14 protein-coding genes are annotated in these 22,888 nt (G+C 65.2%); 10 read left to right on the top strand and 4 right to left on the bottom strand.

From position 1 onward, the window contains the following. Nucleotides 1–9 precede the first annotated feature (9 nt). The 3 genes from LGQ10_RS18420 (at nt 10) to LGQ10_RS18410 (ending at nt 4,023) form a co-directional block, all read left to right on the top strand. The gene (locus tag LGQ10_RS18420) at nt 10–519 is read left to right on the top strand and encodes a sigma-70 family RNA polymerase sigma factor (RefSeq protein ID WP_058436270.1); all 510 of its coding nucleotides are present in this window, start codon (nt 10–12) and stop codon (nt 517–519) included. Beyond that, on the top strand, nt 516–1,463 hold the full coding sequence (locus LGQ10_RS18415) for a FecR domain-containing protein (RefSeq protein WP_226522821.1): 948 nt from the start codon (nt 516–518) through the stop codon (nt 1,461–1,463). The genes LGQ10_RS18420 and LGQ10_RS18415 overlap by 4 nt, the downstream gene beginning before the upstream one ends. Before the next feature lie 94 nt (nt 1,464–1,557). Next, entirely contained in the window at nt 1,558–4,023 is a 2,466-nt protein-coding gene (locus LGQ10_RS18410) for a TonB-dependent siderophore receptor (RefSeq protein ID WP_226522820.1), read from the top strand. Between the two features lie 58 nt (nt 4,024–4,081). Here the strand turns inward: LGQ10_RS18410 and LGQ10_RS18405 are convergent, their stop codons facing one another. Beyond that, nucleotides 4,082–4,792 carry a DUF3142 domain-containing protein gene (locus LGQ10_RS18405; RefSeq protein WP_226522819.1) on the bottom strand — a complete coding sequence of 237 codons (711 nt, stop codon included), beginning with the start codon at nt 4,790–4,792 and terminating at the stop codon, nt 4,082–4,084. 8 nt (nt 4,793–4,800) lie between these two features. Beyond that, the gene (locus LGQ10_RS18400; protein ID WP_226522818.1) at nt 4,801–7,017 is read right to left on the bottom strand and encodes an outer membrane assembly lipoprotein YfiO; all 2,217 of its coding nucleotides are present in this window, start codon (nt 7,015–7,017) and stop codon (nt 4,801–4,803) included. Between the two features lie 251 nt (nt 7,018–7,268). Between LGQ10_RS18400 and LGQ10_RS18395 the strand changes: the two genes are divergently transcribed. From LGQ10_RS18395 to LGQ10_RS18380, 4 genes are read left to right on the top strand one after another with little or no spacing between them, the layout of a single operon-like run. Further along, nucleotides 7,269–8,057: an efflux RND transporter periplasmic adaptor subunit gene (locus LGQ10_RS18395; RefSeq protein ID WP_226522817.1), complete on the top strand. Its 789-nt coding sequence runs from the start codon at nt 7,269–7,271 to the stop codon at nt 8,055–8,057. Then, entirely contained in the window at nt 8,054–9,376 is a 1,323-nt protein-coding gene (locus LGQ10_RS18390) for an efflux RND transporter periplasmic adaptor subunit (RefSeq protein WP_226522816.1), read from the top strand. The genes LGQ10_RS18395 and LGQ10_RS18390 overlap by 4 nt, the downstream gene beginning before the upstream one ends. After that, nucleotides 9,377–11,473, top strand: coding sequence for a biotin/lipoyl-binding protein (locus tag LGQ10_RS18385; protein WP_226522815.1), 2,097 nt, complete (start codon nt 9,377–9,379; stop codon nt 11,471–11,473). It begins immediately after the preceding gene. A gap of 12 nt (nt 11,474–11,485) precedes the next feature. Then, on the top strand, nt 11,486–11,995 hold the full coding sequence (locus LGQ10_RS18380; protein ID WP_226522814.1) for a GNAT family N-acetyltransferase: 510 nt from the start codon (nt 11,486–11,488) through the stop codon (nt 11,993–11,995). Here the strand turns inward: LGQ10_RS18380 and LGQ10_RS18375 are convergent, their stop codons facing one another. Together LGQ10_RS18375 and LGQ10_RS18370 are read right to left on the bottom strand one after the other, a co-directional pair. Continuing rightward, on the bottom strand, nt 11,996–12,307 hold the full coding sequence (locus LGQ10_RS18375; RefSeq protein WP_058437308.1) for a DUF6916 family protein: 312 nt from the start codon (nt 12,305–12,307) through the stop codon (nt 11,996–11,998). A 53-nt stretch (nt 12,308–12,360) separates the two neighbouring features. Continuing rightward, nucleotides 12,361–12,957, bottom strand: a complete 597-nt coding sequence (locus LGQ10_RS18370) for a phage tail protein (RefSeq protein WP_226522813.1) — start codon at nt 12,955–12,957, stop codon at nt 12,361–12,363. Nucleotides 12,958–13,207: 250 nt separating this feature from the next. On the opposite strand from LGQ10_RS18370, the gene LGQ10_RS18365 reads away from it, so the two are divergent. The 3 genes from LGQ10_RS18365 (at nt 13,208) to LGQ10_RS18355 (ending at nt 22,824) form a co-directional block, all read left to right on the top strand. Then, entirely contained in the window at nt 13,208–14,794 is a 1,587-nt protein-coding gene (locus LGQ10_RS18365) for a glycosyltransferase family 39 protein (protein WP_226522812.1), read from the top strand. Nucleotides 14,795–14,948: 154 nt separating this feature from the next. Continuing rightward, a complete protein-coding gene (locus tag LGQ10_RS18360) occupies nt 14,949–15,794 on the top strand; it encodes a sulfotransferase family protein (protein ID WP_058435720.1) in 846 nt (281 codons plus the stop codon). Between the two features lie 49 nt (nt 15,795–15,843). Further along, entirely contained in the window at nt 15,844–22,824 is a 6,981-nt protein-coding gene (locus tag LGQ10_RS18355; protein ID WP_226522811.1) for an Ig-like domain-containing protein, read from the top strand. Nucleotides 22,825–22,888: the final 64 nt, after the last annotated feature.

The raw sequence follows: 22,888 nt of genomic DNA, 5'->3' as shown, positions 1-22,888 counted from the left end.
GTTCCATTCATGGAAGCAACGACTGACGGCAAAGCACAGGTCCATCGCCTGTATCAGGATCATCACGGCTGGTTGCAAGGTTGGTTGCGCAAGCGCCTGGGCGATCGTGAGCATGCGGCGGATGTGGCGCAGGACACTTTCCTGCGCCTGCTGCTTTCGGGGCGTCTTCCCGGGCACCAGGAAAGCCGCAGCTACCTGGCGCAGATCGCGCGCAACCTGGTGATCGACCAGTGGCGGCGCATGCGCATCGAACGGGCCTACCTGGAAAGCATTGCCCACCTGCCGGAGCCGCAGACCCCTTCGCTGGAAAGCCGTGCGCTGATTCTTGAAACCCTGATGCAGATCGACGCCATGCTCGATCGGATGCCGGACAAGGTCCGCCAGGCCTTTGTCATGTCGCAGTTCGAAGGGCTGGGTTACATACAGATCGCCGAGCGCCTGGAGGTGTCCGTCAGCTCGGTGCAGAAGTACATGATCCGCGCGATCCAGGCCTGTTATCAGGTGCTCTACGAAGAATGAAGGATCAGGCACCGATCGACCCTGGAGTGGTCGAGCAGGCCAGTGAATGGCTGATGCTGCATTGGAATGGCGAGCTCGATCCGTCGCAGCGCCAGGCCTTCGCGGCCTGGCAGCAGGCCGACCCCGAGCACCGGCGCGCCTGGCAGCGCCTGCAGCAGTTGCAGCAGACCCTGGGCAGCGTCCCGGAGCATAGCGCCCATCTGCTGCGGGCCCAGCCCGTGGACCACCAGCGTCGTGCGGCGCTCAAGGTGCTTGGCCTGTTGCTGGTGGCTGGCGGCAGCGGTTACCTGGTGCAGGGCAGCCAGCCCTGGCGTGCGGCGTTCGCCGGGCAGCGCACCGCGACGGGTGAAGTCCGCCATCTGACCTTGAGCGATGACAGTCTCCTGGAGCTCAACAGCGCCAGTGCCGTCGATGTTCTGTTCAGTGCGAGCGAAAGACGTATCCGCCTGATCCAGGGCGAAATCCTGCTGACCAGCGGCCACGATCCGAGGCCGCTGATCGTCGAAACCGCCGCCGGGGACATCCAGGCCCTGGGCACGCGGTTTGCCGTGCGCGAGTTGGATGGTGGCACCCGGGTCGACCTGTACGAAGGCGCGCTGCGCGTCAGCCCCAGGCACGCCCCCGCGCTGCAACTCAATGCCGGCGAGCGCTTGTGGTTCAGCGCCGACCGAGTCTCGGCCAGGCAGGTGGCCCAGCCCAATGCCAGCAGCTGGAGCCAGGGCCGCCTGGTGGCCGAGCGCCAACCGCTGGGGCAGTTCGTGGCCGAGCTGGCGCGTTATCGACCGGGAGTGCTGCGTTGCGATGAGCAAGTGGCCGATTTGTTGCTCACGGGCGTCTTTCCCCTGGCCGACACTGAGGCAGTGCTCGCGGCCCTGGAACGTTCGTTGCCGGTGAAGGTGCACAAGGTGACCCGCTACTGGGTGACCCTCAAGCCGCGCGGCTGAAGAAAAAAATTGCGCTGGTGGTTGTCGATTTTCGCGAGTCGTCCGGGATACCCCATGAATCCGATCAAGACGCATTCTCATGGGGAGTTCAGGAATGCCTTACCAGACCACCGCATCCATTTTGACCCTGGGCCCAGCTGCCCGACGCCGCGCATTGGTCGCCCTGCTGGCCATGGCCCCGGTCTTGCCGGGCGTGGCCCAGGCCGACAGTGGCAGCCAGAGCCAGGCACGCGATTATCAGATCGCTGCCGGCAGCCTCGATCAAGTCCTGAACCAGTTCGCCAGCACCGCAGGCATCCTCCTGTCGGTGGATGCAAGCCTGACGGCCGGCAAGTACAGCAGCGGTTTGCAGGGCCACTACGAGGTCGCCCAGGGCCTGCAGGCGCTGCTGGCCGGCAGTGGCTTGCAGGCGGTCCGGGCCGGTTCCAGCTGGAGCCTGCAACCTGTGCCCCAGGAGGGGGGAGTGCAGCTGTCCCCGACCCGCGTGGGGGCTACCCAAATCGATGAGGATGCCTGGGGCGCGGTGCCGGGGCTGGTGGCCAAGCGCAGCGCCACCGGCAGCAAGACCGATTCGGCGCTGGTGGAGATCCCGCAGACCATCAACGTGGTCGGCGCCAAGGAAATCAAGGCCCGCGGCGCCCACAGCGTGACCGAAGCGCTGCTCTACACGCCTGGCATGACTGGGGGCGGTTTCGCCGATCGAGTGAAGATCTTCGACGAGCCCACTTCCCGTGGCTTCGCCCCTATTCCCATGTACCTGGACGGCCTGCACCTGCCCTATGGCGGCGGCAGCACCGGCGGTGCGCTGCAGATCGAGCCGTACTCCCTGGAGCGCATCGAGGTGCTCAAGGGACCGGCTTCGGTGCTGTATGGGCAGAACCAGCCGGGCGGTATCGTCAACATGGTCAGCAAGCGCCCCACCGCCACGCCTGTGCATCAGTTGGTGCTGGAGGCCGGCAGCTACGACCACAAGAGCATCGCCCTGGACTTGGGTGGCCCGCTGGATGAACAGGGGCAGTTCCTCTACCGCCTGACCGGTCTGGCCAACGACAGCCAGGCGGAAATCGACTACGTCAAGCAGCAGCGCCAGTTCATCGCCCCGAGCCTGACCTGGCGGCCTGACGACGACACCCAGCTGACGGTGTTCGCCCAGTTCCAGAAGGACAATGACGTACCCGAGGCCCAGGGCCTGCCGAGCGTGGGCACGGTGTTTAGCAACCCCAATGGCAAGATCGACCGCGACCTGTTCCTTGGCGAACCCGGAGTCAACGCCTATGACCGTCGGCAGTACGTGCTGGGCTATGAGTTCTCCCATCGCCTGAACGAGGTCTGGACCCTCAAGCAGAACGCCCGCTATGCCGATGTGGATGACCGTTACCGTGCCCCGCTGCATGGCTACAAGTTCGTCACCAACCCCAAGACTGGCCTCGACGACCAGCGCTACATGACCCGCTACGGCGTGGACTGGAAGCAGCACAACAAGGTCTATGGCGTGGATAGCATCGCCCAGGCCGAGTTCGACACCGGTCCCTTCAGCCATACCCTGGTGATGGGCCTGGATTACTACCACTCCAACTCCAAGTTCGACGGCAAGTACGACTTCAACCCGCCGATCCTCGATATGTTCAGCCCTACCTACGGGCAGTCGCTGAGCTTCGGCCGGCCACACCAGTGGGACAACACCATCATCCAGACCGGCCTGTACCTGCAGGACCAGATCAAGTACGAGAAATGGGTGCTGGTGCTGGGCGGTCGCAAGGACTGGGCCGAAACCGACAACAGGACGCCGCTCAATGGCGGCCACACCAACGCCAGGGACCAGGCCTTCACCGGCCGTGCCGGGTTGGTGTACCTGTTCGACAATGGCGTGGCGCCCTTTGTCAGCTACTCGGAATCCTTCCTGCCGTTGAGCGGCACCGACGTGCGTAACAGTGTGTTCGAACCCTCCACCGGCAAGCAGTACGAGGTGGGCATCAAGTACCAGCCGCCAGGCCAGGACAGCTTCGTGCAGGTCTCGGCCTACCAACTGGACCAGGAGAACATGCTCAGCGTCGACCTGGCCAACCCCGGGTTCAATGTCCAGACCGGCTCGATTCGCTCCCGGGGCATCGAGTTCGAAGCCAAGGCCAGCCTCAGCGAGTCGCTGGATGTGACCGCCTCGGCGTCGCGCAACGACATCAAGTACACCAAGGACAATGAAGGACGCGAAGGGCGGCATCCGGCGGGCATGCCACCGCTGACCGCCTCGCTGTGGCTCAACTACACCATTCTTGGCGACACGCCCCTGGCGGGCCTCGGAGCAGGGGTGGGGACTCGCTACGTCAAGGGCAGCTATGGCACCGATTACGAGGGCGCCTTCCAGATCCCGTCCTACACCGTGTTCGATGCCAGCCTGTCCTACGACCTGGAGAAGTCGCCGCTGCAATGGAAGGGCGTGAAGCTGGCGCTGAACGTGAAGAACGTCACCGACAAGACCTACGTGGCCAACTGCACCAGCATCTGGGATTGCTACTACGGCGAGGGGCGGACCATGGTCTCGAGCCTGACCTACGACTGGTAAGGGGACGAGTCGAACAGCAAGCTGTCGGATGGCGAGCCCGCCACGCCATCCTCGCGCTTCAGGGGTTCTGCAGGAACACCACGTAGCCTTTGAACCAGGGGCTGTCGCGCAGCGCCTGGGGTTCCTGCCAGGCGCCGCCCTGGATCAGGCCAACCTTGTAGGGCAGGCCCATGCGGTCCAGGCGCGGCAGATAGGAGGCGTAGTTGGGGATGCTGTGGCGCCCCTGGTAGGTCTGCACCACGACTTCGTCCACCACGCCCTTGAGCTGGCCGATGGCTTGCGGGTCGCCATTACTGCCCCAGTCCATCAGGCCGGTGATGCTCAGGCGGTACTGCGCCGGCAGGCGCTGGCGCAGGTCCCGCAGGAACTGCCCATAACGCTCCAGGTCGCGGGTGCCGCTGTCGAAGTCGATCTGGATGCCCACTACCTGGGTGCCGCTGGCATGCCAGCGCTGCACCTGGCCAAGCAACTGGTCGTAGACGGTTTCCGGCCAGGCCAGGGTATGGGCGCGATAGACCACCCAGACCTGCTCCTGGCGCAAGCGCGATACCGGCAGGCCCTGGGCGATCAGCTCGACGCCGCGGGCCGGGTGGCGTCGCGAGCGGCTGACCTGGCCCTGGAGGATGTACAGCGTAGTGGCCCGGGCCAGCACCGGCTGGGTCCTGACCCCGCTCCACAACCAGAAGGCGTCGTGATCGGCCGCGTCAACCGTCGCGGCCGCCGGGCCCGCCCAGCACAGCCAGAGCGACAGCAGGCAGCAGCCCAGCAACCTGTTCCTCACCAGTAGTAGCGCAGCGACTGGGCCCACTGGGTATCTCCCAGCTTGGTCTTCAACTGGCGGAACCAGGCCTTGCGCACATCCGGCTCGACGCCCTTGCCGCCGCACCGGTTGTTGCCCGAGGAGGCGTAGCAGTAGATTCCCCGGTACAGGGCGAAGGCACGTTCATCACGGCTGGCCTTGGGGTTGTCGATCACCCTCTTGTAGCTGTCGAGCCGCGAGTAGGTGCCGCCCTGGAAGTGGTCCGGGGTGCCGCCCAGCAGCTGGGCTTCAGGTGGGGTGTCCAGGGGCATCTCGTCGAAGTTGTTCAGCCGGATGAACTCCGCCAGGCACAACAGCCCGGCCGGGGCCTTGGGGTTCTCCTGCAAGATCGCCGCGGTCTCGGCAATGCCTGGGCAGCGGTAGTTGGCACTCTCGCCGGCCTCGCCCTTGCCATCCCAATCGAACACCTGCAAGGAGGGGCCCTGGGCGAAGACGTAGCCCAGGTAGGAGCCGATGTTGTCATTGGACAAGCTGCTCGGCAGCGGCTTCAGGTCCTTGCCCAGGCTTGCGTACTGGCCTTGCTTGAGGCCCTTCAAGTCTTCGCCGAAGGCCGCGTATTGGCCGCGGGTCAGGTCCTTGTACAGCAGGACGAAGTAGGCGGTGTTGCGCTCGCTGAGCGATTCGGCCTGTCGTGCCTGCTGGCGCAGCAGCTCGGGCGAGGCGACATGGCGCAGGAGGATGGCGCGCACCTGAGCGGACTTGATCGGTGAGTCGACGGCGAACACCTTGGCCAGCTGGCCGCTGCGCTCATAGGTATAGGCCAGGGCCAGTTCCAGTTGTTCACGTTGCAACGGTTGCTGGGCCAGGGGCAGCAGTTGCAGCCACAGGGCCGCGGCACCTTTCCAGTCCTGCTGGGCCTGCATGGCCATGCCGCGCAGGGTCTGCTGACTGAAGGCCAGGTAATCCAGGCGTGCCGGAAGCTGCGTCGGCAACTGCTTGAGGGCTGCCGCGGGTTGCTGGTCGACAAACAAGGTGAACGCCGCTTGCAGGTAGTCGTACAGGGCCGGTTGTTCGGCGAACAAGGCTTTTTGTTGCGCCAGGGTCGCGCGGGTCAGGCTGGCCGATGGATCGCGACGCATGCCCATCAGGTCCCTGATGGCCAGCAGCAGCGGAACCTGGATTTCCGTATTGGGGTTGTCCAGCAATTTGTAGTCGATCTCTGCCACCAGGTCATCCTGGCGCTTGTCGCCTGGGTTGGTCGGCGCCTGGGTCAGTTGCCGGCCGTAATCTTCGGCCAGGGCCCGGGTATCACCGGCCAGCCAGTGCACACGACGGATCAGCCCCTTGGCGGACTCGGCGTACAGTCCCTGTGGATAAGTTTTCAGATAGGCATCGAAGCCTTCCCCGGCCTGTTGCAGCGCCGTCTTGTCCACATGTTCCAGGTTGACCGTGCCCCAATCGTCCATGGCGTCTTTCTGGGCCTGGTTGAGGGCGGTGCGGGCCAGCATGTAGGTGGCCGTCTCGGCCAGCCAGGGCAGGGCGTTGTCCTTGAGGCTGGCGAAATCCCTGGCGGCCGCATCGAAGTAGCCGTTGTAGAACCGCACGCTGGCCTGCAGGTAGCTGGCCAGGTCGCGAGCCGGGGCGGACAGGTTGTCCGGCAAGAGGTCGGTCAGCGGATTGGCTTCCCAGGAGCAGGCATTGAGCAGCGTTACCCGGGCCTGGGCCAGGGCCTGGCGCTCTGCGGGGCCCAGCTGCGGGTTATCCAGTTGGGCGACGAAGGCCAGGGCGCTGGCGTCGGAGTTGCTGCGGCAGCGGCTGCCCTCGCCCTGGATGAAGTTGTCCCCGGCGGTTTTCTGGTTCTCGCGGGATATGCCCAGGGCCTGCAAGCGACGGTTGAGTTCGGTGGTGACAGGAGATGGCCCGGGCTCGTCCGCAGGGGCGGCTGGTTGCAAGCGATAGGTCGGGAACGGTACGGGGCCGAACCCCAGGTCCAGGTCGTCTTTGCTCAGCGCTCGGGGCGTCAGTGCCAGGCTGCCCTGGTCGGCCATCAGCAGGCGCAGGTTGACCCGACTGTCGTTGCCGGGACTGAGGAAGGGCAGGTTGCTGCAGCCATTGAGCCGGTAGGAATAGAGCTGCCAGGACGGCGAGCAGATGTCGTCGGAACTGGCCTGGGCCTGGCCGGCACAGAGGGTGGCCAGGGCCAGGGTCAACGACGAGAGCAGAGCGATACGCATGAATTGTCCTTAATTCAGGAGGCCATGAGGGTGGGCCCCGAAAGTGTCGGAAATCATACAGAAGGAGCTGGGCGGAACCTACGTCGCAGGCTTGGGATTTCGTGGTTTTGTGGCACAGGACGCAGGCTTGAGCGGTTGCGCCGGACAGGCGGTGGATCACCCGCACACCGTTGGTGAAAAGATGGTGGCCATCTGCTTGACGCCTTTGGCGGCTGTCGTAGACTCCGCCCATCCGACAGGGAGTAGCGGCTATGCGGCGTTTTCGTGGTGTGGGTCTTGGCTTGGGATTGATCGGCATGGCATGCCTGGCACATGCACAGACGCCAGCGCCGCCGGATGATCCGCTGCTCGGCAGTCCTGCGGCAGAAGCGGCCTCGTCCGCCAGCCAGGCTCGAGGCGTGTTGCGTGCCCGTGACCAGGCGATGCTGGCCAGCGAACTGTCGGGGCGGATTGTCGAGCTGCCCTTCAGCGAGGGCGAGTCCTTCAGCAAGGGTGATGTCCTGGCCCGTTTCGACTGCTCCGCCTATCAAGCCCAGTTGAATGCCGCCCAGGCGGCCAGCCGCGGCGCCAGCGAAGAGCTGGCCCACAACAAGCAATTGGCGGCCCTCAATTCGGTGGGTCGCTTCGAAGTGGCCCGGGCCGAGGCCCGCCTCAGCGAAACCCAGTCCCAGTCCCAGGTCTACCAGGTGCAGATCAAGCGTTGCAGCGTGATCGCGCCCTATGACGGCCAGGTGGTGCAGCGCAAGGTGCAGCGCTACGAAAGTGTTTCCGCTGGTGCGCCGCTCTTGGAGATCGTCGATAACCGCACCCTGGAGATTCACCTGCTGGTGCCTTCGCGCTGGATGGGCAAGCTCAAGGCCGGCCAGACCTTCAGCTTCACTCCCGATGAAACCGGGCGGCCATTGCAGGCCACGGTCAAGCGCCTGGGCGCGCGCATCGACGAAGGCAGCCAGACCCTGCTGCTGGTGGCAAGCCTGCCCAAGGCCGATGGCCTGCTGGCCGGCATGAGCGGCACGGCGCATTTCGAGGCCTCGCCGTGAACGCACCGGCCGCGAGCGGGGTGGAGAGGGTCTTCGCTCAATTCCTTGATCTGGAACGCCTGACCCGCGCGGCCCGCACGGTCGAGCAACTGGCTTTCAGCCTGGTCAATGACGGGCAGGCACTGTTCGGTTACCGGCACGCGGCCCTGGTCATTGCCGGTAAGGTGCGTGCGGTCACGGGGGTGAGCATGATCGAGCCGAATGCGCCGTTCGTGGCGTTCGTCGAGCATGCCGTCGCGCAGTTGTTCAAGCAGGAGCGGGCCAGGGCGGCGACAGTGGTGCCGATGGAGGGGCTCAGCGCGTCGGTGCGCGAGGACTGGCAGAGCCTGTCGGCACTGCAGGTGTTCTGGTTGCCGCTGCTCGATCGCAAGGGCGAGGTCTTCGGTGGCTTGTGGTTTGCTCGTGACACCCCGTGGAGTTCGTCGGAGCAGGTCCTGCTGTCGCAGCTCGGCGATACCTACAGCCATGCCTGGCTGGCGCTGCAGCCGCGCCAGCCGTGGCGCCTGCGCTTGACCGGCAAGCGCCAGCTCGCGCTGGTGGCAGTGGCGCTGCTGGCGCTGTTCATCCCAGTTCGCCAATCGGTCCTGGCTCCGGCCGAAGTGGTGCCGCTGGCCGGGCGCGTGGTAGCCGCGCCGCTGGATGGGGTGATCGCAGAATTCCTGGTCAAGCCCAACCAGCCGGTCCATACCGGCGATCTGTTGCTGCGCTTTGAAAGCACCACCCTCAAGGCCCAGGCCGATGTGGCCGAACGGGCACTGGGGGTGGCCGAGGCCGAATTGAAGGCCAATGCGCAACGGGCCTTTGCCGATGCCGAGTCGAGTTCGAAAATCGACCTGCTGGCGGCCCGCGTCGAGCAGAAGCGTGCTGAGCGCGATTACGCCCGGGAGTTGCTCAAGCGCAGCGAGGTCCGCGCCGAGCGCGACGGCATCGCGGTGTTCCCCGATGCCGAGCGCTGGACCGGCAAGCCCGTGCAGACCGGTGAACGCCTGCTGGAGATCGCCGACCCGGCCCAGGCCGAGTTGCGGATCGAGCTGGCGGTGGGCGACGCCATTGCCCTGGAGCCGGGAGCCGAGGTCGCGCTGTTCCTCGACAGCGACCCCCTGCAACGCCACCCGGCGCGACTGGAGCGAGCCGCCTATGAGGCGCAGCCGACAGCGGGCGGGCAGCTGGCTTATCGACTGGACGCGAATTTCCTCGACGCACCGCCGCCGCGCATCGGCCTGCGGGGAACCGCGAAGGTGTTCGGCCAGCGCGCTCCCCTGGCCCTGTACCTGCTGCGCCGACCGCTGGCAGGCTTGCGCCAGAGCGTGGGCCTGTAGATGAACCTGCCCAGCCTGCGGGCGGACCTGCAACTGACCAGCGCCGCGCCTGCCCTGGACGGCTCACCGCGCTGGACGCTGGCCGATCCGGTGCGCGGGCGCTATTTCAAGCTCGGTGCCCAGGCCATCCGGTTGTTGCGCCACTGGTCTCTGGGAGACCCCGAACAAGTGCTGCGGGCGGCCAATCGCGAGCCCGGCGTGCCCTTGGGCAGTGGCGAGATGGATGAATTGCTGGCCTTCCTGCGGGCCCATGACTTGATTGCCGCCCTCGACCCCGAGCAGCGTGCCAGCTATGGGTACAAGGCCGCCGCGTCGCAGCGCGGGCTGTGGACCGCCCTGCTGCACCAGTACCTGTTCTTCCGCATTCCGCTGTGGCGCCCGGATGCCTTCCTCAATCGCGCCTGGCCGTGGCTGCAGCGTTTCGGCCCGGTGCTCCTGCGTTATGGCCTGCCGCTGGTCCTGGGGCTGGGCGTGTTCCTGGTCGCGCGGGACTGGCAGCGCTTTCTCGCCACCTTTCCGCATCTGTTCAGCCTGGGCGGGGCCATGGCGTTCGGCATGGCGCTGTTCTTCGCCAAGCTGTGCCACGAGTTCGGCCATGCCTTCATGGCCAAGCGTGCCGGCTGTCGGGTACAGAGCATGGGCGTGGCCTTCATGGTCCTGCTGCCGCTGTTCTATACCGATGTAAGCGACGCCTGGCGGGTCAATGACCGGCGCTCACGGCTACTGATCGGCGCGGGCGGGGTGATGGCCGAGCTGCTGCTGGCAGCGATCGCCCTGCTGGCCTGGTCACTGCTGCCGGACGGACCGGCACGTACGGCGGCGTTCATGCTCGCCAGCGCGACCTGGCTGACGACCCTGGTGGTCAACTTGAACCCGTTCATGCGCTTTGACGGCTATTTTCTACTCAGCGACCTGTGGGAGGTCGACAACCTCCAGAGCCGGTCCTTCGCCCTGTGCCGCTGGCGATTGCGCGAGCTGCTGTTTGGCTACGATGAACCGGCCCCCGAGCCCTGGTCGCCGCCGATGCAGCGCCGCCTGCTGTGGTGGGGGTACCTGTCCTGGTTGTGGCGCGCGGCATTGTTCTTCGGGATCGCGCTGGCGGTGTATCACCTGTTCTTCAAGTTGCTGGGGATTTTCCTGATGCTGGTGGAGTTGGGCTGGTTCATCTTTCTGCCGATCGTCAAGGAAGGGCGCGAGTGGTGGTCGCGTCGTGAGCAGGCACATACGCCGCGAGTGCTGCTCACCGGGCTGGGCCTGCTGGCGCTGCTCCTGTTGGTCGTCGTGCCCTGGCGCAGCAGTGTCGAACTGCCGGTGATGCTCGAAGCCGGCCGGGTCACGGCGCTGCATGCGCCGGCTGCGGCGCGGGTCAGGCAGGTGAATGTGCACGACGGCCAGCGAGTGGAGCAGGGTGCGGTACTGGTGGAACTGGAGTCGCCGGACATCGATTCGCGCCAGGCCATCGTGCGCAAGGAAATCGACATCCTGCAATTGCAGATGCGGCGCCAGGCCGGGCGCAGCGAGACGGCGGCGGATGTCGGGGTGCTGGAGCAGCGCCTGGCCGAGTCCGTGGCGGAGTATCGCGGGCTGGCGGCCCGCCGCGAACGCCTGTTGCTGCGGGCGCCCCAGGCAGGGCAGGTGCGGGACCTGATGCCGCAGCTGGCACCGGGCCGCTGGGTCTCGACCCGCGAACCGCTGGCGCGGATCGTCGAGGACGGCAGCCGCCTGCGCGGCTATCTTGCCGAAGACGCTCTCTGGCGCGTGGCGCCGGGAGCCACCGGGCGCTTCGTTGCCGACGACCCGATGCGCCCGGCATTGCCGGTGCAGCTGCTGGATGTGGACACCAACGGCGTGGCCTTCCTGGATCAGGAAGCCCTCACCTCCGATCACCATGGGCCGATCGCCGTGCGCCGGGATGAGAACCGGCGGGCCGAGCCGGTCCAGGCACAGTACGGCGCCCGGTTGAAGCTGCTGGAAGACACCGCCACCCCGAGCCAGCCGCTTCGTGGCGTGGCGGTGCTGCAAGGGCGCAGTGAATCATTGCTCGGCGCGGCCTGGCGGCGCTTCGCTGCGCTGGGGATACGTGAAAGTGGTTTCTAGGGAGAGCAACCGATGTTGAACAAACAGGCAGATGTCGACCTCGGGCTGGTGGTGCGCCCGTCCAGGGATAGCGACGAGCCCTTCCTGCAGGGGCTTTACCGCTCGGCGCGCGCGGATCTGCAATGGATCGACGGCGAGCAGGCGTTCGTCGAGGAAGTGATCGCCCAGCAGTTCCAGGTCCAGGAGCAGGGCCGGGGCAGTGAATTCCCCAATGCCATGCGCTATGTCGTCGAAAAGCTCGACACCCCGGTTGGCGCCCTGATCGCGGATTTCGGTCATAACGAGATCCGCGTGCTGTACCTGGCGTTCATTCCCGCCGCGCGAGGCAAGGGTTTCGGCCGAGCGGTGCTGCAAGGCGTCCAGCGGGCCGCCGAGCAGATTCGCTGTCCGGTGGCGACGGTGGTCTGGGCCAGCAATCCCCATGCGCGCCAGCATTACCTGGCACTGGGTTTCCAGGTGCAGGAACAGGATGTCGCCGCCGAACGGCTGGTCTGGTATCCCGGGCAGGCCAGGATGAACTGATCAGTTGAAGCTGATGCAGTAGTACGCCAGGTTCGCATCCCGCCCCAGCGGCGGGACCCGCGACACGAACACCCCCTCCAGGCGTCCGAGCTCGGGCAGGTCGATGGTGCACGGCCCATCGATGAAGTCGCTCGGTACCAGGGCATTCACCGCGACGCTGAACGGCAGGCGCGACGTCTCCGACAGGCGTGCCAGGGCTTTGTCCTGAATGGACTCGATCACGACCGGCAGCAGGCTGCCGTCCTCCAGATGCAGTGCGCATTGCGCACCCAGCAATGCCCGAAAATGATCGCCAGTGACGTGTTGCAGCATGGTTCTACTCCAGAGACGGTGGGATAAGGGCCCTTCCCTGGGCCGCGGCAGGATCAGTTGCGCGATGGGAAGATGCCCTGGATCGCAATGCTGAAGTTGATCACCAGATACGGGTTCATGATCGCCAGCGGAAGCCCGGTACCGGTGTTGGCGGCGGTCACGCCACCGCTCATGGCGGTAGTGACGCCCTGCTGGGTGATGGGGTTCGAGCCCAGGCCGGTGGCGAAGATGTTGGCGCCCGTCGGGCCTGCGGTCGACCCGCCGATGAACGAGGCGGCGGCCGTGGGAGCGAGGACGTTGCTGGTCGAGGCATCGGCGAACTTGACGGTGGTCGAGACCGCCAGCGTCGAAGTGATGGCATGGGTGTGGGTAGGCATGTTGTTGATCAGCACCGAGGTGTTCTCGGTGCCGTTGTATTCGCCCATCACGCGATTGCTCAGGCCCGGCCCCTGACCCTGGGAAATGGGCATGCGGCTGCGCAGGTCGGGCAACCCGAAGGTTGTCTGGCCGTTGCCTCCGTAGGTGACACCCACGAGGGCGAACAGTGCCGAGTACTGATTGACGGGCAGGAGCTGTCCGCTGCAGAGCATCCAGTCCCGTGGGGCGAACGGGAAGCCAAATGTCATGATCGTGCCGATATAAACTTCCATATATCCTCATCCTTCAGGTGTTTTGGGTAATGCCGGTTCCCTCTCGGCGCCTGACCGTACACGCTCTGTTGGCCGCTTGGCGGGGCCGAGTTGGTGGCATCGTGACAGCGTAGACGTTGCCCGAAGTCTTGCCCGGGTTTGCCCATGGCCCGCTCGCCAGTGGAGCAATGGGCCAGGGCAATGGGGTTCTGGCCTACAATCGCCGGGGCCAACCCTTTGGCCAGCGCTGGTTTATTACAAGAGGATAGTGATGGGCGTTCCGAGTAAGGATGAGATGGCGAAGGCCCTGCTTGGCCCTCCGTTGGCGCATTCGCGGCCCCTTGTCCTGTTGCTCCGCGAACCCTGGCTGATACCCATCCTGATCCTTGCGGTGGGCGCGCGCCTGTACCAGCTCACGGCCGCCTCGATCTGGGGCGACGAAGGTTCCAGCCTGCTGCTGGCCCAGTACGCGCCGTCGGGTATCTGGTTCCACGCCGCCCGTGACGTCCATCCGCCGTTGTATTTCGTGCTGCTGCACTACTGGACCGCGTTGTTCGGCGATTCGATCCTGTCGATCCGCCTGATGAGCGCCGTGCCGGGCGTGCTCACGGTGTTCCTCGGCACCTGGCTGGTGTACCTGACCAGCACCCGCCGCGCGGCGCTGCTTGCCTGCCTGCTGCTGGCGCTGCTGCCCACCGCGGTGCGCTACAGCCAGGAAATACGCATGTACTCGCTGATGTGCGTATGGCTGATGGGCGCGACCCTGGCATTGGTCCACTGGGTCAGGGCGCCCCGGCGCGCACGTTATCTGGCGATCTACGTGGTGCTGATGGCCGCGGGTTTCTACACCCATTACTTCACTGCGCTCTGTGTGCTGGCCCATTGGCTGTACTTGCTGGTGCTCCGCCTGCAAGCCGAGCACCCCTGCCACTGCATCACCCGGCCGGGCTGGTGGCTGGCCAATGTCGCGATTGTCGTGCTGTACCTGCCCTGGTTGCCGGGGCTGCTGGATCTGGTCCGGCACTGGGAAGCGCTGAAGGTCGGCGGCGATGTGGACTGGGAGCCGGCCATCACGGCGGGCTCCCTGCCATCGATGCTGTGGCAGCTGCTGGCGCAGGACGACGGCGAGAACATGCCCTGGTGGCTGTTCGTCAGTGTGCCGCTGCTGGTCCTGGCGGTGTGCCTGTCCACGGCGTGGAGCGACCGCAGCCGCTACCGGTTCGACTTGATGATGGTGATCTACAGTGTCCTGCCGCTGTCGGTGGTGTTTGCAATCTCGCTGGTCTCGCCGATTTTCATCGAGCGCTACCTGACCGCCTATGCCCTGGGGCTGGCGATCCTGTTCGCCTTGACCATCGACCGCCTGGCCCGGCGTTCCCGGGTCTTGGCGGCGGGACTGCTGGGCGTGGTACTGGTGGTCTTCGGCCTGGGCCTGAAGAACAACTACACCGTGGACCCCAACGACCAGTTCAGCGCGATGGTCGACTACGTCAACCAGCATGCCGTGGCCGGCGACCGCGTGGTGCTGGGCGACATGTTCTGGTACCTCACCTATGGCTACTACGACCGGGTAGGTGTCCAGATGCTGCTGTTCACCCCGCCGTCTGCCGATGGCACTTCCACTCGGCCCAACGAATACGGTTTCGGCACGCTGATCGACCAGCAGGCCGGCGTCTACCTCGACAGCCTGGAACTGCTGCCCGAGGGCAATGGACGGGCCTGGCTGGTGATGAGCCGGGAAGCCCCGGACGAATTTCCCTCGATTCCGGGCGCCTGGCGGGAGGTTGCGCGGCATGCCGGCGGCGATACCCAGGCGGTTTTGTATGACACCTGTCATCCCGTCTGTCGCAGCCGCTGACTGGCGGAGGCCCGAACTAGAGCGTCGCGCCTGCAAACCCCGGTTTTCATGGGCATTTTCCAGGCAGATCCGGCGAGCGGTGATATCAAAACACTACTAGGCGGAAATAATTCCTTACGCTAGGCTTTGTCCTACAAATGGACTGACTCAGCAGGTGAAAGGATTGCGCAGTTTTCACTTCATTTCCGGATTGCCGCGCTCGGGGTCGACCCTGCTGGCCGCTATTCTCCTGCAGAACCCGCGCTTTCATGCGGGCATGAGCAGCCCGGTGGGCGCCCTGTTCGCCGGTGTCCTGGAACAATGCAGCGCCGGCAGCGAATTCGGCTCGGTGATCGACACCCCCCTGCGTCGGCGCCTGCTGCGCGGCCTGTTCGATTCGTTCTATGCCGACAAGGCCGACAAGTCGGTGGTCTTCGATACCAACCGGCTCTGGTCGTCGCGCATGCCCGCCCTGCACGACCTGTATCCCCAGGCCAAGGTCATCGCCTGTGTGCGCAATGTCGCCTGGGTGATGGACAGCATCGAGCGGCTGTATCGCGCCAATCCCTTCGAGAACACCAAGCTGTTCAACGATGCCATCGAGCGCAACACGGTCTACAGCCGTTGCGAGACCCTGGCCCAGCGCAACCGCCTGGTGGGATTCGCATGGTCGGCGCTCAAGGAGGCCTATTACGGCGAACAGGCCGGCTCCATGCTGATCGTCGACTACGACCTGCTGACCCAGTCGCCCGAGCGAGTGATGCGCCTGGTCTACGACTTTATCGGTGAGCCGTGGTTCGACCACGATTTCGACAACCTGGTGTATGACGCTCCCGAGTTCGACCAGGCCCTGGGCGTCTCCGGGTTGCACAAGGTCAAGCGCAAGGTGGCACTGGAGCCCAGGCGTACCATTTTGCCGCCGGACCTGTTTGAAAAATATGCAGAGTTGTCGTTCTGGCGCGATGGGTCCTCCAGCGAAGCCAACATCATCCGTATGAAAACCGACGCCGCGATCAATTGATCGCGGTTTTTCATTAGAGCGTCTGACCGTTCGAGCGCAGGTGAGCAACATGTGGTGGAGCAAACAAAAGTCGCGGACTTCACAGCGGGTGTCTGCGGGTGCCAAGGCCCGGGTATCGCCCATGATCCTGTCGTTGGAACCGCGCATGCTGTTCGACGGCGCCGTGGCCGCCAGCGTGGCCGAGGCCGCGCAGCCGGATAGCCATTCGAGCGCCGACGCCGCCAAGCCCACCGCGACCGAACAGGCCAGCGCTGGTGCGAGTGCCGACACGCGCCCGACCTCCGACACCCCCGCGACCGCTGCGCCGGTGGCGGCTGTACCCGGTTCGACCGTGGTTTTCGTCGACTCCCGGGTCAAGGACTCGGACGCCCTGCTCAAGGGGGTTGCGCCCGGTACCCAGGTGGTCCAACTCGACGGCTCCCGGGACGGCCTGCAACAGATCGCCGATTACCTGGACACCCACCAGGGGGTCAGTTCCGTACAGCTCATCGCCCACGGCAACGCCGGCGATCTGTGGTTGGGCGACACCTACCTTTCGGCCGATAACGTGGCGGCGCGCAGCGAGGTCCTGGCAGAGATCGGCAAGGACATGAATGTCGGCGGCGACATCATGATCTACGCCTGCTACACCGCCGAGGGCAACAAGGGCATCAGCTTCGTCGACTCCCTGGCCGACCTCACTGGACGGGATGTGGCGGCATCGACCAACCGCACCGGGGTCGGTGGCGACTGGACCCTGGAAATCGCCACCGGCACCATTGAAAGCGCCAACGTCCTGTCCCGGCAGTCGATGGCCGACTACCAGTGGGGCCTGGCGACCTGGACCGCGACCAACGGCAATGACAGCGGCACCGGTTCGCTACGGGCCGAGATCGCCCTGGCGCAGAATGGCGACATCGTCACCTTCCAGAACAGCATGACCGTTACCCTCAACAGCGAGCTGCTGATCACCAAGAACATCACCGTCGACGGCGACCTGAACAACGATGGCATCGCCGAGGTGACGCTGGACGGCCAGTACAAGACCCGGGTGCTGGAAATCAGCAGTGGCGCCACCGTGACCCTCGATGGCCTGATCATCACCAAGGGGCTGGTCTCGGGCAATGGCGGCGACGGTGGTTCGGGCGCCACGGGGGCCATGGCCGGCGGTATCTTCAACGCCGGGATCCTGACCCTGAACAACGTCACGGTCACCGCCAACGCGGCTGCCGGCGGCGGCGGCGGAGGAGGCGTGACGCCGGTCTACTACGGTGGCGGTGGCGGCGGTGGTGGCGGCGTCAACGGCTCGGGCGGCGGTCATGGCGGTGCTGCCGGCCCTGCGATCGGCAATCCCAGCTATCCCGGTCCCTTGGCCGGAGGTGCGGCCAGCGCTGGCTCCGGCGGCTTCGGGGGTTCCTTCAACGGTATCGACCTGAGCGGGCGCGGTGGTACCACCACGGGTGGCGCGGGTGGCAACGGCATCGCCAACTACAGCACCGGCGGCGCGGGCGCGACGGCGACGGCCGGCACCTTGTCGATCGGCGGTGGCGGTGGCGGTTCGGGGTGGGACAATACCGGTGGCCGGGGCGGGAACGCCGCCGGCGGGATCTACAACGCCGCCAGCGGCAGCCTGACCATCATCGGGGCATCGCATATCACCAACAACGTTGGTGCTGGCGGCGGTGGCGGTGGCGGTGGCGGCCTCAATGCCAGCCCGGCGCCCGGCGGCGCCGGTGGCATCGGCGTGGGGGCGATCTGGAACAAGGGCACGTTGTTGATGACTGCTTCCAACCTGAACGCCATTACCGGCAACGCCGGGGCCGGCGGTACGGGCGGCGGCGCCAAGGGGGGCGGTGCCACGGGAGCCACGGGCACCTCGCAGAGCCTGATCTACAACGATGGCGGTACGGTCAAGAGCAACCTGCCCGAAGCCACCATCACCTTCGGTTCCAGCACCCTGGGCATCGGCCAGAGCACTACGGTGACCATCACCTTCAGTGCCGCGGTGACCGGTTTCACCGCGTCCGATCTGACCGTGGCCAATGGCACCTTGAGCGGACTGAGCACCAGCAACAACATCACCTGGACGGCGACCTTCACGCCGACCATCGGCATCACCGACACCACCAACGTCATCACGCTCGACAACTCCGGCGTGGCGGCGGCACTGGACGGTACGGTGGGGGCGGGCAAAAGCGTATCGGGCAACTACATCGTCGATACCGTGCGCCCTACGGCAAGCATCGTCGTCGCCTCCCCGAGCCTCAATATCGGTTCCACCTCGCTGGTGACCATCACCTTCAGCGAAGCGGTGACCGGCTTCACCAATGCCGACCTGACCGTCGAGAATGGCAACCTGAGTGCGCTCAGCTCCATCGATGGCGGGATCACCTGGACGGCCACCTTCACCCCCACCAGCTCGATCAGCGATACCAGCAACGTGATCAGCCTGGACAACTCCGGCGTGGCTGATGCGGCGGGCAACGCCGGCAGCGGCACTACCAGCTCCAACAACTACGCAATCGACACCCTGCGCCCGACCGCCACTATCGTGGTGGCCGATTCGACCCTGACCACGGGCGAAACCTCGCTGGTGACCATCACCTTCAGCGAAGCGGTGACCGGCTTCACCAACACCGACCTGACCATCGAAAACGGCACCTTGAGCGCCGTCAGCTCCAGCGATGGCGGCAAGACCTGGACCGCGACCCTGACCCCCACGGCGCAAGTCAACGACACCACCAACATCATCAGCCTGAACAATGCCGGTATCAGCGACCTGGCGGGCAATCTCGGCATGGGCACCACCAGTTCCGGTAACTACATCGTCAATACCCTGTCGCCCTCGGCAACCATCGTCGTTGACGACACCAGCCTGAGCATCGGTGAAACCTCGCTGGTCACCTTCACCTTCACCCAGGCGGTGAGTGGTTTTGACAACTCGGACATCACTGTCGCCAATGGCACCTTGAGCAATGTCAGCAGCAGCGACGGCGGGGTGACCTGGACCGCGACCCTGACCCCCACGGCCAATATCACCGACGCCAGCAACGTCATCACCGTGGACAATGCCGGGGTGAATGCCGGTGGCACCGCCGGCATCGGCATCTCCACCTCGAACAACTACGCCATTGACGGCGTGCGGCCGACCGCGACGATTGTCATGTCCAACCCGACCCTGGCAATCGGCTCCACGTCGCTGGTGACCATCACCTTCAGTGAGGCGGTGACCGGCCTCACCAACGGCGACCTGAGCGTCGCCAACGGCAACCTCAGTACGGTCAGCTCCAGCGATGGCGGGGTCACCTGGACCGCGACCTTCACCCCGAACCTCGGCGTGACCGACGCCAGCAACGTGATCAGCCTCGACAGCACCGGCATCGCCGACCTGACGGGCAACGCCGGCAGCGGTGTCATCGATTCGGGCAACTACAGTATCGACACGGCGCGGCCAACGGTCAGCATCGTGCTGGCGGACACCCAGCTCACGGCCGGGGAAACCACTCAGGTCACCTTCACCTTCAGTGAAGCGGTGAACAATTTCAGCAATGCCGACCTGACGATTTCCAACGGCACCTTGAGCGCCGTCAGCTCCAGCGATGGCGGAATCACCTGGACCGCGACCTTCACCCCGAGCAGCTCGGTGAGGGCCGCCTCCAACGTGATTTCCCTGGCCAGTTCGAGCGTGGCCGATCTGGCGGGCAACGCCAATAGCGGTGTCACCAACTCGGCCAACTTCACCATCGATACCGTGCGGCCGACCGCGACCATCTTGCTGTCCGACAACGCATTGAAGGCCGGCGAGACCTCGACCGTGACCATCACCTTCGACCAGGCGGTGACCGGCTTCACTAACGCCGACCTGACAGTGGTCGGCGGCACCCTGAGCGCGGTGAGCAGCAGCGATGGCGGCATCACCTGGACCGCCACGTTCACACCGGCCGGCAATATCAACAGCGCGGCCAATCACATCACCCTGGACAACAGCGGCATCCAGGCGGCGGCTTCGGGCAACGCCGGCGCAGGCGTCACCCTGTCCAACGACTACTCGATCGACACCCAGCGCCCGACGGCGACCATCGTGGTGGCGAACGATCACCTGGGCATCGGTGGCAGCTCGCAGGTGACCATCACCTTCAGTGAGGCGGTGACCGGTTTCACCCTGTCCGACCTGGCGGCGGCCAATGGCACCCTGAGCAACCTGAGCACCGTCGACAACATCACCTGGACCGCGACCCTGGTTCCGGCGGCGGGCGTCACGGTGGGCAACAACCGCATAGCCCTGACCAACTCCGGTGTATTCGACGGCGCCGGCAATGCCGGTTCCGGCACCACCGATTCGAATGTCTACGTGATCGACAGCGTGCGGCCGACAGCGACCATCGTGCTGAGCGATCCGACACTGTCGGCAGGCGAAAGCAGCACGGTAACCATCACCTTCAGCGAGGCGGTGATGGGGTTGGACAATGGCGACCTGAGCGCACCCAATGGCACGCTGAGCACTGTCAGTTCCAGTGACGGCGGCATTACCTGGACGGCGACCTACACCCCGAACGCCAACGTGCGCGACACCAGCAACGTGATCACCCTGAACAACAGCGGCTACACCGATCTTGCCGGCAACACCGGTATCGGCGTGACCAACTCGGCCAACTTCACCCTCGACACGGTGCGCCCGACGGCGACCATCGTGGTGGCCAGCCCTGCACTGAACGTTGGCTCCAGTACCCAGGTGACCATCACCTTCAGCGAAGCGGTGAGCGGTTTCACCAACGCCGACCTGACGGTGGAACATGGCACCCTGAGTGCGGTGAGCAGCAGCGACGGGGGCATCACCTGGACCGCGACATTCACCCCTGAGGTGAACATCACCGACACCACCAACCTCATCACACTCGACAACAGCGGGGTGCAGAACGCTTCGGGCAACGCCGGCAGCGGCACCACCACGTCCAACAGCTATGCGATCGATACCCAGCGGCCCACCGCCTCCATCACCGTGGCGGACAGCAGCCTGGGCATCGGCCAGACCACCACCGTGACTATCGCCTTCAGTGAAGTCGTCAGCGGTTTCGACCTGTCCGACCTGACTGTCGCCAACGGTACCTTGTCCAATTTGCTCAGCAGCGACGGCGGCAAGACCTGGACCGCGACCCTGACACCCACCGCGGCGATCACCGACGCGACCAACCTGATCGTGCTGGACACTGCGCTGGTCAGCGATGGTGCGGGCAATACCGGCTCGGGCATCTCCCTCTCCAACAATTACGCCATCGACGGCGACCGGCCGACGGCGACCATCGTGGTCGCCAATCCCTCCCTGGCCGTGGGCCAGACCACCCAGGTGACCATCACCTTCAGCGAAGCGGTGAGCGGTTTCAGCAATGCCGATCTGAGCGTGCCCAATGGCACCCTGAGCGCCGTCAGCAGCAGCGACGGCGGCAAGACCTGGACCGCGACCTTCACCCCCGATGCCAACGTCCAGGACACCAGCAACCTGATTACCCTGGACAACACCGGTTATACCGACCTGGCGGGCAATACCGGGCTGGGCGTGACCCAGTCGGCCAACTTCAGCATCGATACTACACGCCCTACGGCGACCATCGTGGTAGCGACCCCCTCGTTGAATGCCGGCTCCAGTTCGCTGGTGACCATCACCTTCAGCGAAGCGGTGAACGGTTTCACCCTGGCCGACCTGAGCGTGGAAAACGGCACCCTGAGCAACCTCGGCAGCAGTGATGGCGGCAAGACCTGGACCGCGACCTTCACCCCCGGCAGCGATATCAGCGATACCAGCAACCTGATCGTGCTGGACAACAGCGGGGTGCAGGACGCCTCGGGCAACAGCGGCAGCGGCACCACCGCTTCCAACAACTATGCGATCGATACCCAGCGGCCAACCGCGACCATCTCGGTGGCGGACAGCAACCTGGGCATCGGCCAGACCACCACCGTGACCATTGCCTTCAGCGAAGCGGTCAGCGGCTTCAGCCTGGCGGACCTGAGCGTGGCCAATGGCACGCTGTCCAATCTGGCCAGCAGCGATGGCGGCAAGACCTGGACTGCGACCCTGACGCCCACGGCGGGCATTACCGACGCCACCAACCTGATCGTGCTCGATGCCTCCAGCGTCATCGACGCTGCGGGCAACCTCGGCTCCGGCATCGCGATTTCCAACAACTACGCAATGGATGCCGACCGTCCGACCGCGACCATCGTGGTTGCCAATCCGAATCTGACCGCCGGCCAGACCACCCAGGTGACCTTCACCTTCAGCGAGAAGGTCACCGACTTCGACCTGTCGGACCTGAGCGTGGCCAACGGGGTGCTGTCCGACCTGGTCTCCAGCGACGGCGGCAAGACCTGGACCGCAACCCTGACGCCCACGGCGAACATCACCGATCCGAGCAATTTCATCACCCTGGACAACAGCCTGGTCACGGACCTGGCGGGCAACGCCGGTACGGGCTTTGCTAACTCCAACAACTATGCGCTGACGATGGCTTCCGTGGACGGCGATCCACAGTTTCGCATCACCGATCCGGCCAGGCCGGTCGTCGTGTCGGACGTGCCACTGCAGCCGGTGGTATTCGGTCCGCCGACGGGCGATCTTGGCTCACCGTTGGGTTTCCCGCCGCTGTTCGAGCAACGTACGACAGGCGGTGGCTTGCCGCCGATTGGCAGTATTTTCATCAATCACGGCGCGCTGGCTCCGAGCTTCATCGCCCAGGTGTTCGCCACTGACGGCATTGGCGATGGCAGCGGCAAGGGTTTCCTCGGCTTCGGCGGTGGCGATGGCGGGGTATTTGGCAGCAGTACCCTGTCGACCCTGTTCAACCGCGATGCCGATGGCGATCCCTCGGCCTTGAGCGCCTTCGACCGGCAGGCCGACAAGGGCCAGGGCGATGTGTCCCAGGGCCTGCGCGGGGTGTTTGGCGCGCCGACCCTGGGGCAGCAATTGCAGCAGCTCAAGGACAACGAGCAAAAACAGCTGCATGAACTAGCCTGGGCATTGGAGCAAGCCGGTATCAATCCGATACCGGCCTGAAAGCATTTTGTAACCTGCGTCGGCAAGGATCGGCGCTCATAAAAAAAGCGGGACTCAGGGGCGG

The organism is Pseudomonas sp. L5B5, assembly GCF_020520285.1.
Taxonomy (GTDB): domain Bacteria; phylum Pseudomonadota; class Gammaproteobacteria; order Pseudomonadales; family Pseudomonadaceae; genus Aquipseudomonas.
Note: the sequence above shows the minus strand (reverse complement) of the source record. Positions and strands in the feature narration are given on the sequence as shown.

What these genes read in the sequence shown, in the direction of transcription:
- LGQ10_RS18395 (WP_226522817.1), top strand. Translation starts at nt 7,269, where the DNA reads ATGCGGCGTTTTCGTGGTGTGGGTCTTGGCTTGGGATTGATCGGCATG.
- LGQ10_RS18420 (WP_058436270.1), top strand. Translation starts at nt 10, where the DNA reads ATGGAAGCAACGACTGACGGCAAAGCACAGGTCCATCGCCTGTATCAG.
- LGQ10_RS18385 (WP_226522815.1), top strand. Translation starts at nt 9,377, where the DNA reads ATGAACCTGCCCAGCCTGCGGGCGGACCTGCAACTGACCAGCGCCGCG.
- LGQ10_RS18380 (WP_226522814.1), top strand. Translation starts at nt 11,486, where the DNA reads ATGTTGAACAAACAGGCAGATGTCGACCTCGGGCTGGTGGTGCGCCCG.
- LGQ10_RS18375 (WP_058437308.1), bottom strand. Translation starts at nt 12,307, where the DNA reads ATGCTGCAACACGTCACTGGCGATCATTTTCGGGCATTGCTGGGTGCG.
- LGQ10_RS18410 (WP_226522820.1), top strand. Translation starts at nt 1,558, where the DNA reads ATGCCTTACCAGACCACCGCATCCATTTTGACCCTGGGCCCAGCTGCC.
- LGQ10_RS18370 (WP_226522813.1), bottom strand. Translation starts at nt 12,957, where the DNA reads ATGGAAGTTTATATCGGCACGATCATGACATTTGGCTTCCCGTTCGCC.
- LGQ10_RS18365 (WP_226522812.1), top strand. Translation starts at nt 13,208, where the DNA reads ATGGGCGTTCCGAGTAAGGATGAGATGGCGAAGGCCCTGCTTGGCCCT.
- LGQ10_RS18355 (WP_226522811.1), top strand. Translation starts at nt 15,844, where the DNA reads ATGTGGTGGAGCAAACAAAAGTCGCGGACTTCACAGCGGGTGTCTGCG.
- LGQ10_RS18415 (WP_226522821.1), top strand. Translation starts at nt 516, where the DNA reads ATGAAGGATCAGGCACCGATCGACCCTGGAGTGGTCGAGCAGGCCAGT.
- LGQ10_RS18400 (WP_226522818.1), bottom strand. Translation starts at nt 7,017, where the DNA reads ATGCGTATCGCTCTGCTCTCGTCGTTGACCCTGGCCCTGGCCACCCTC.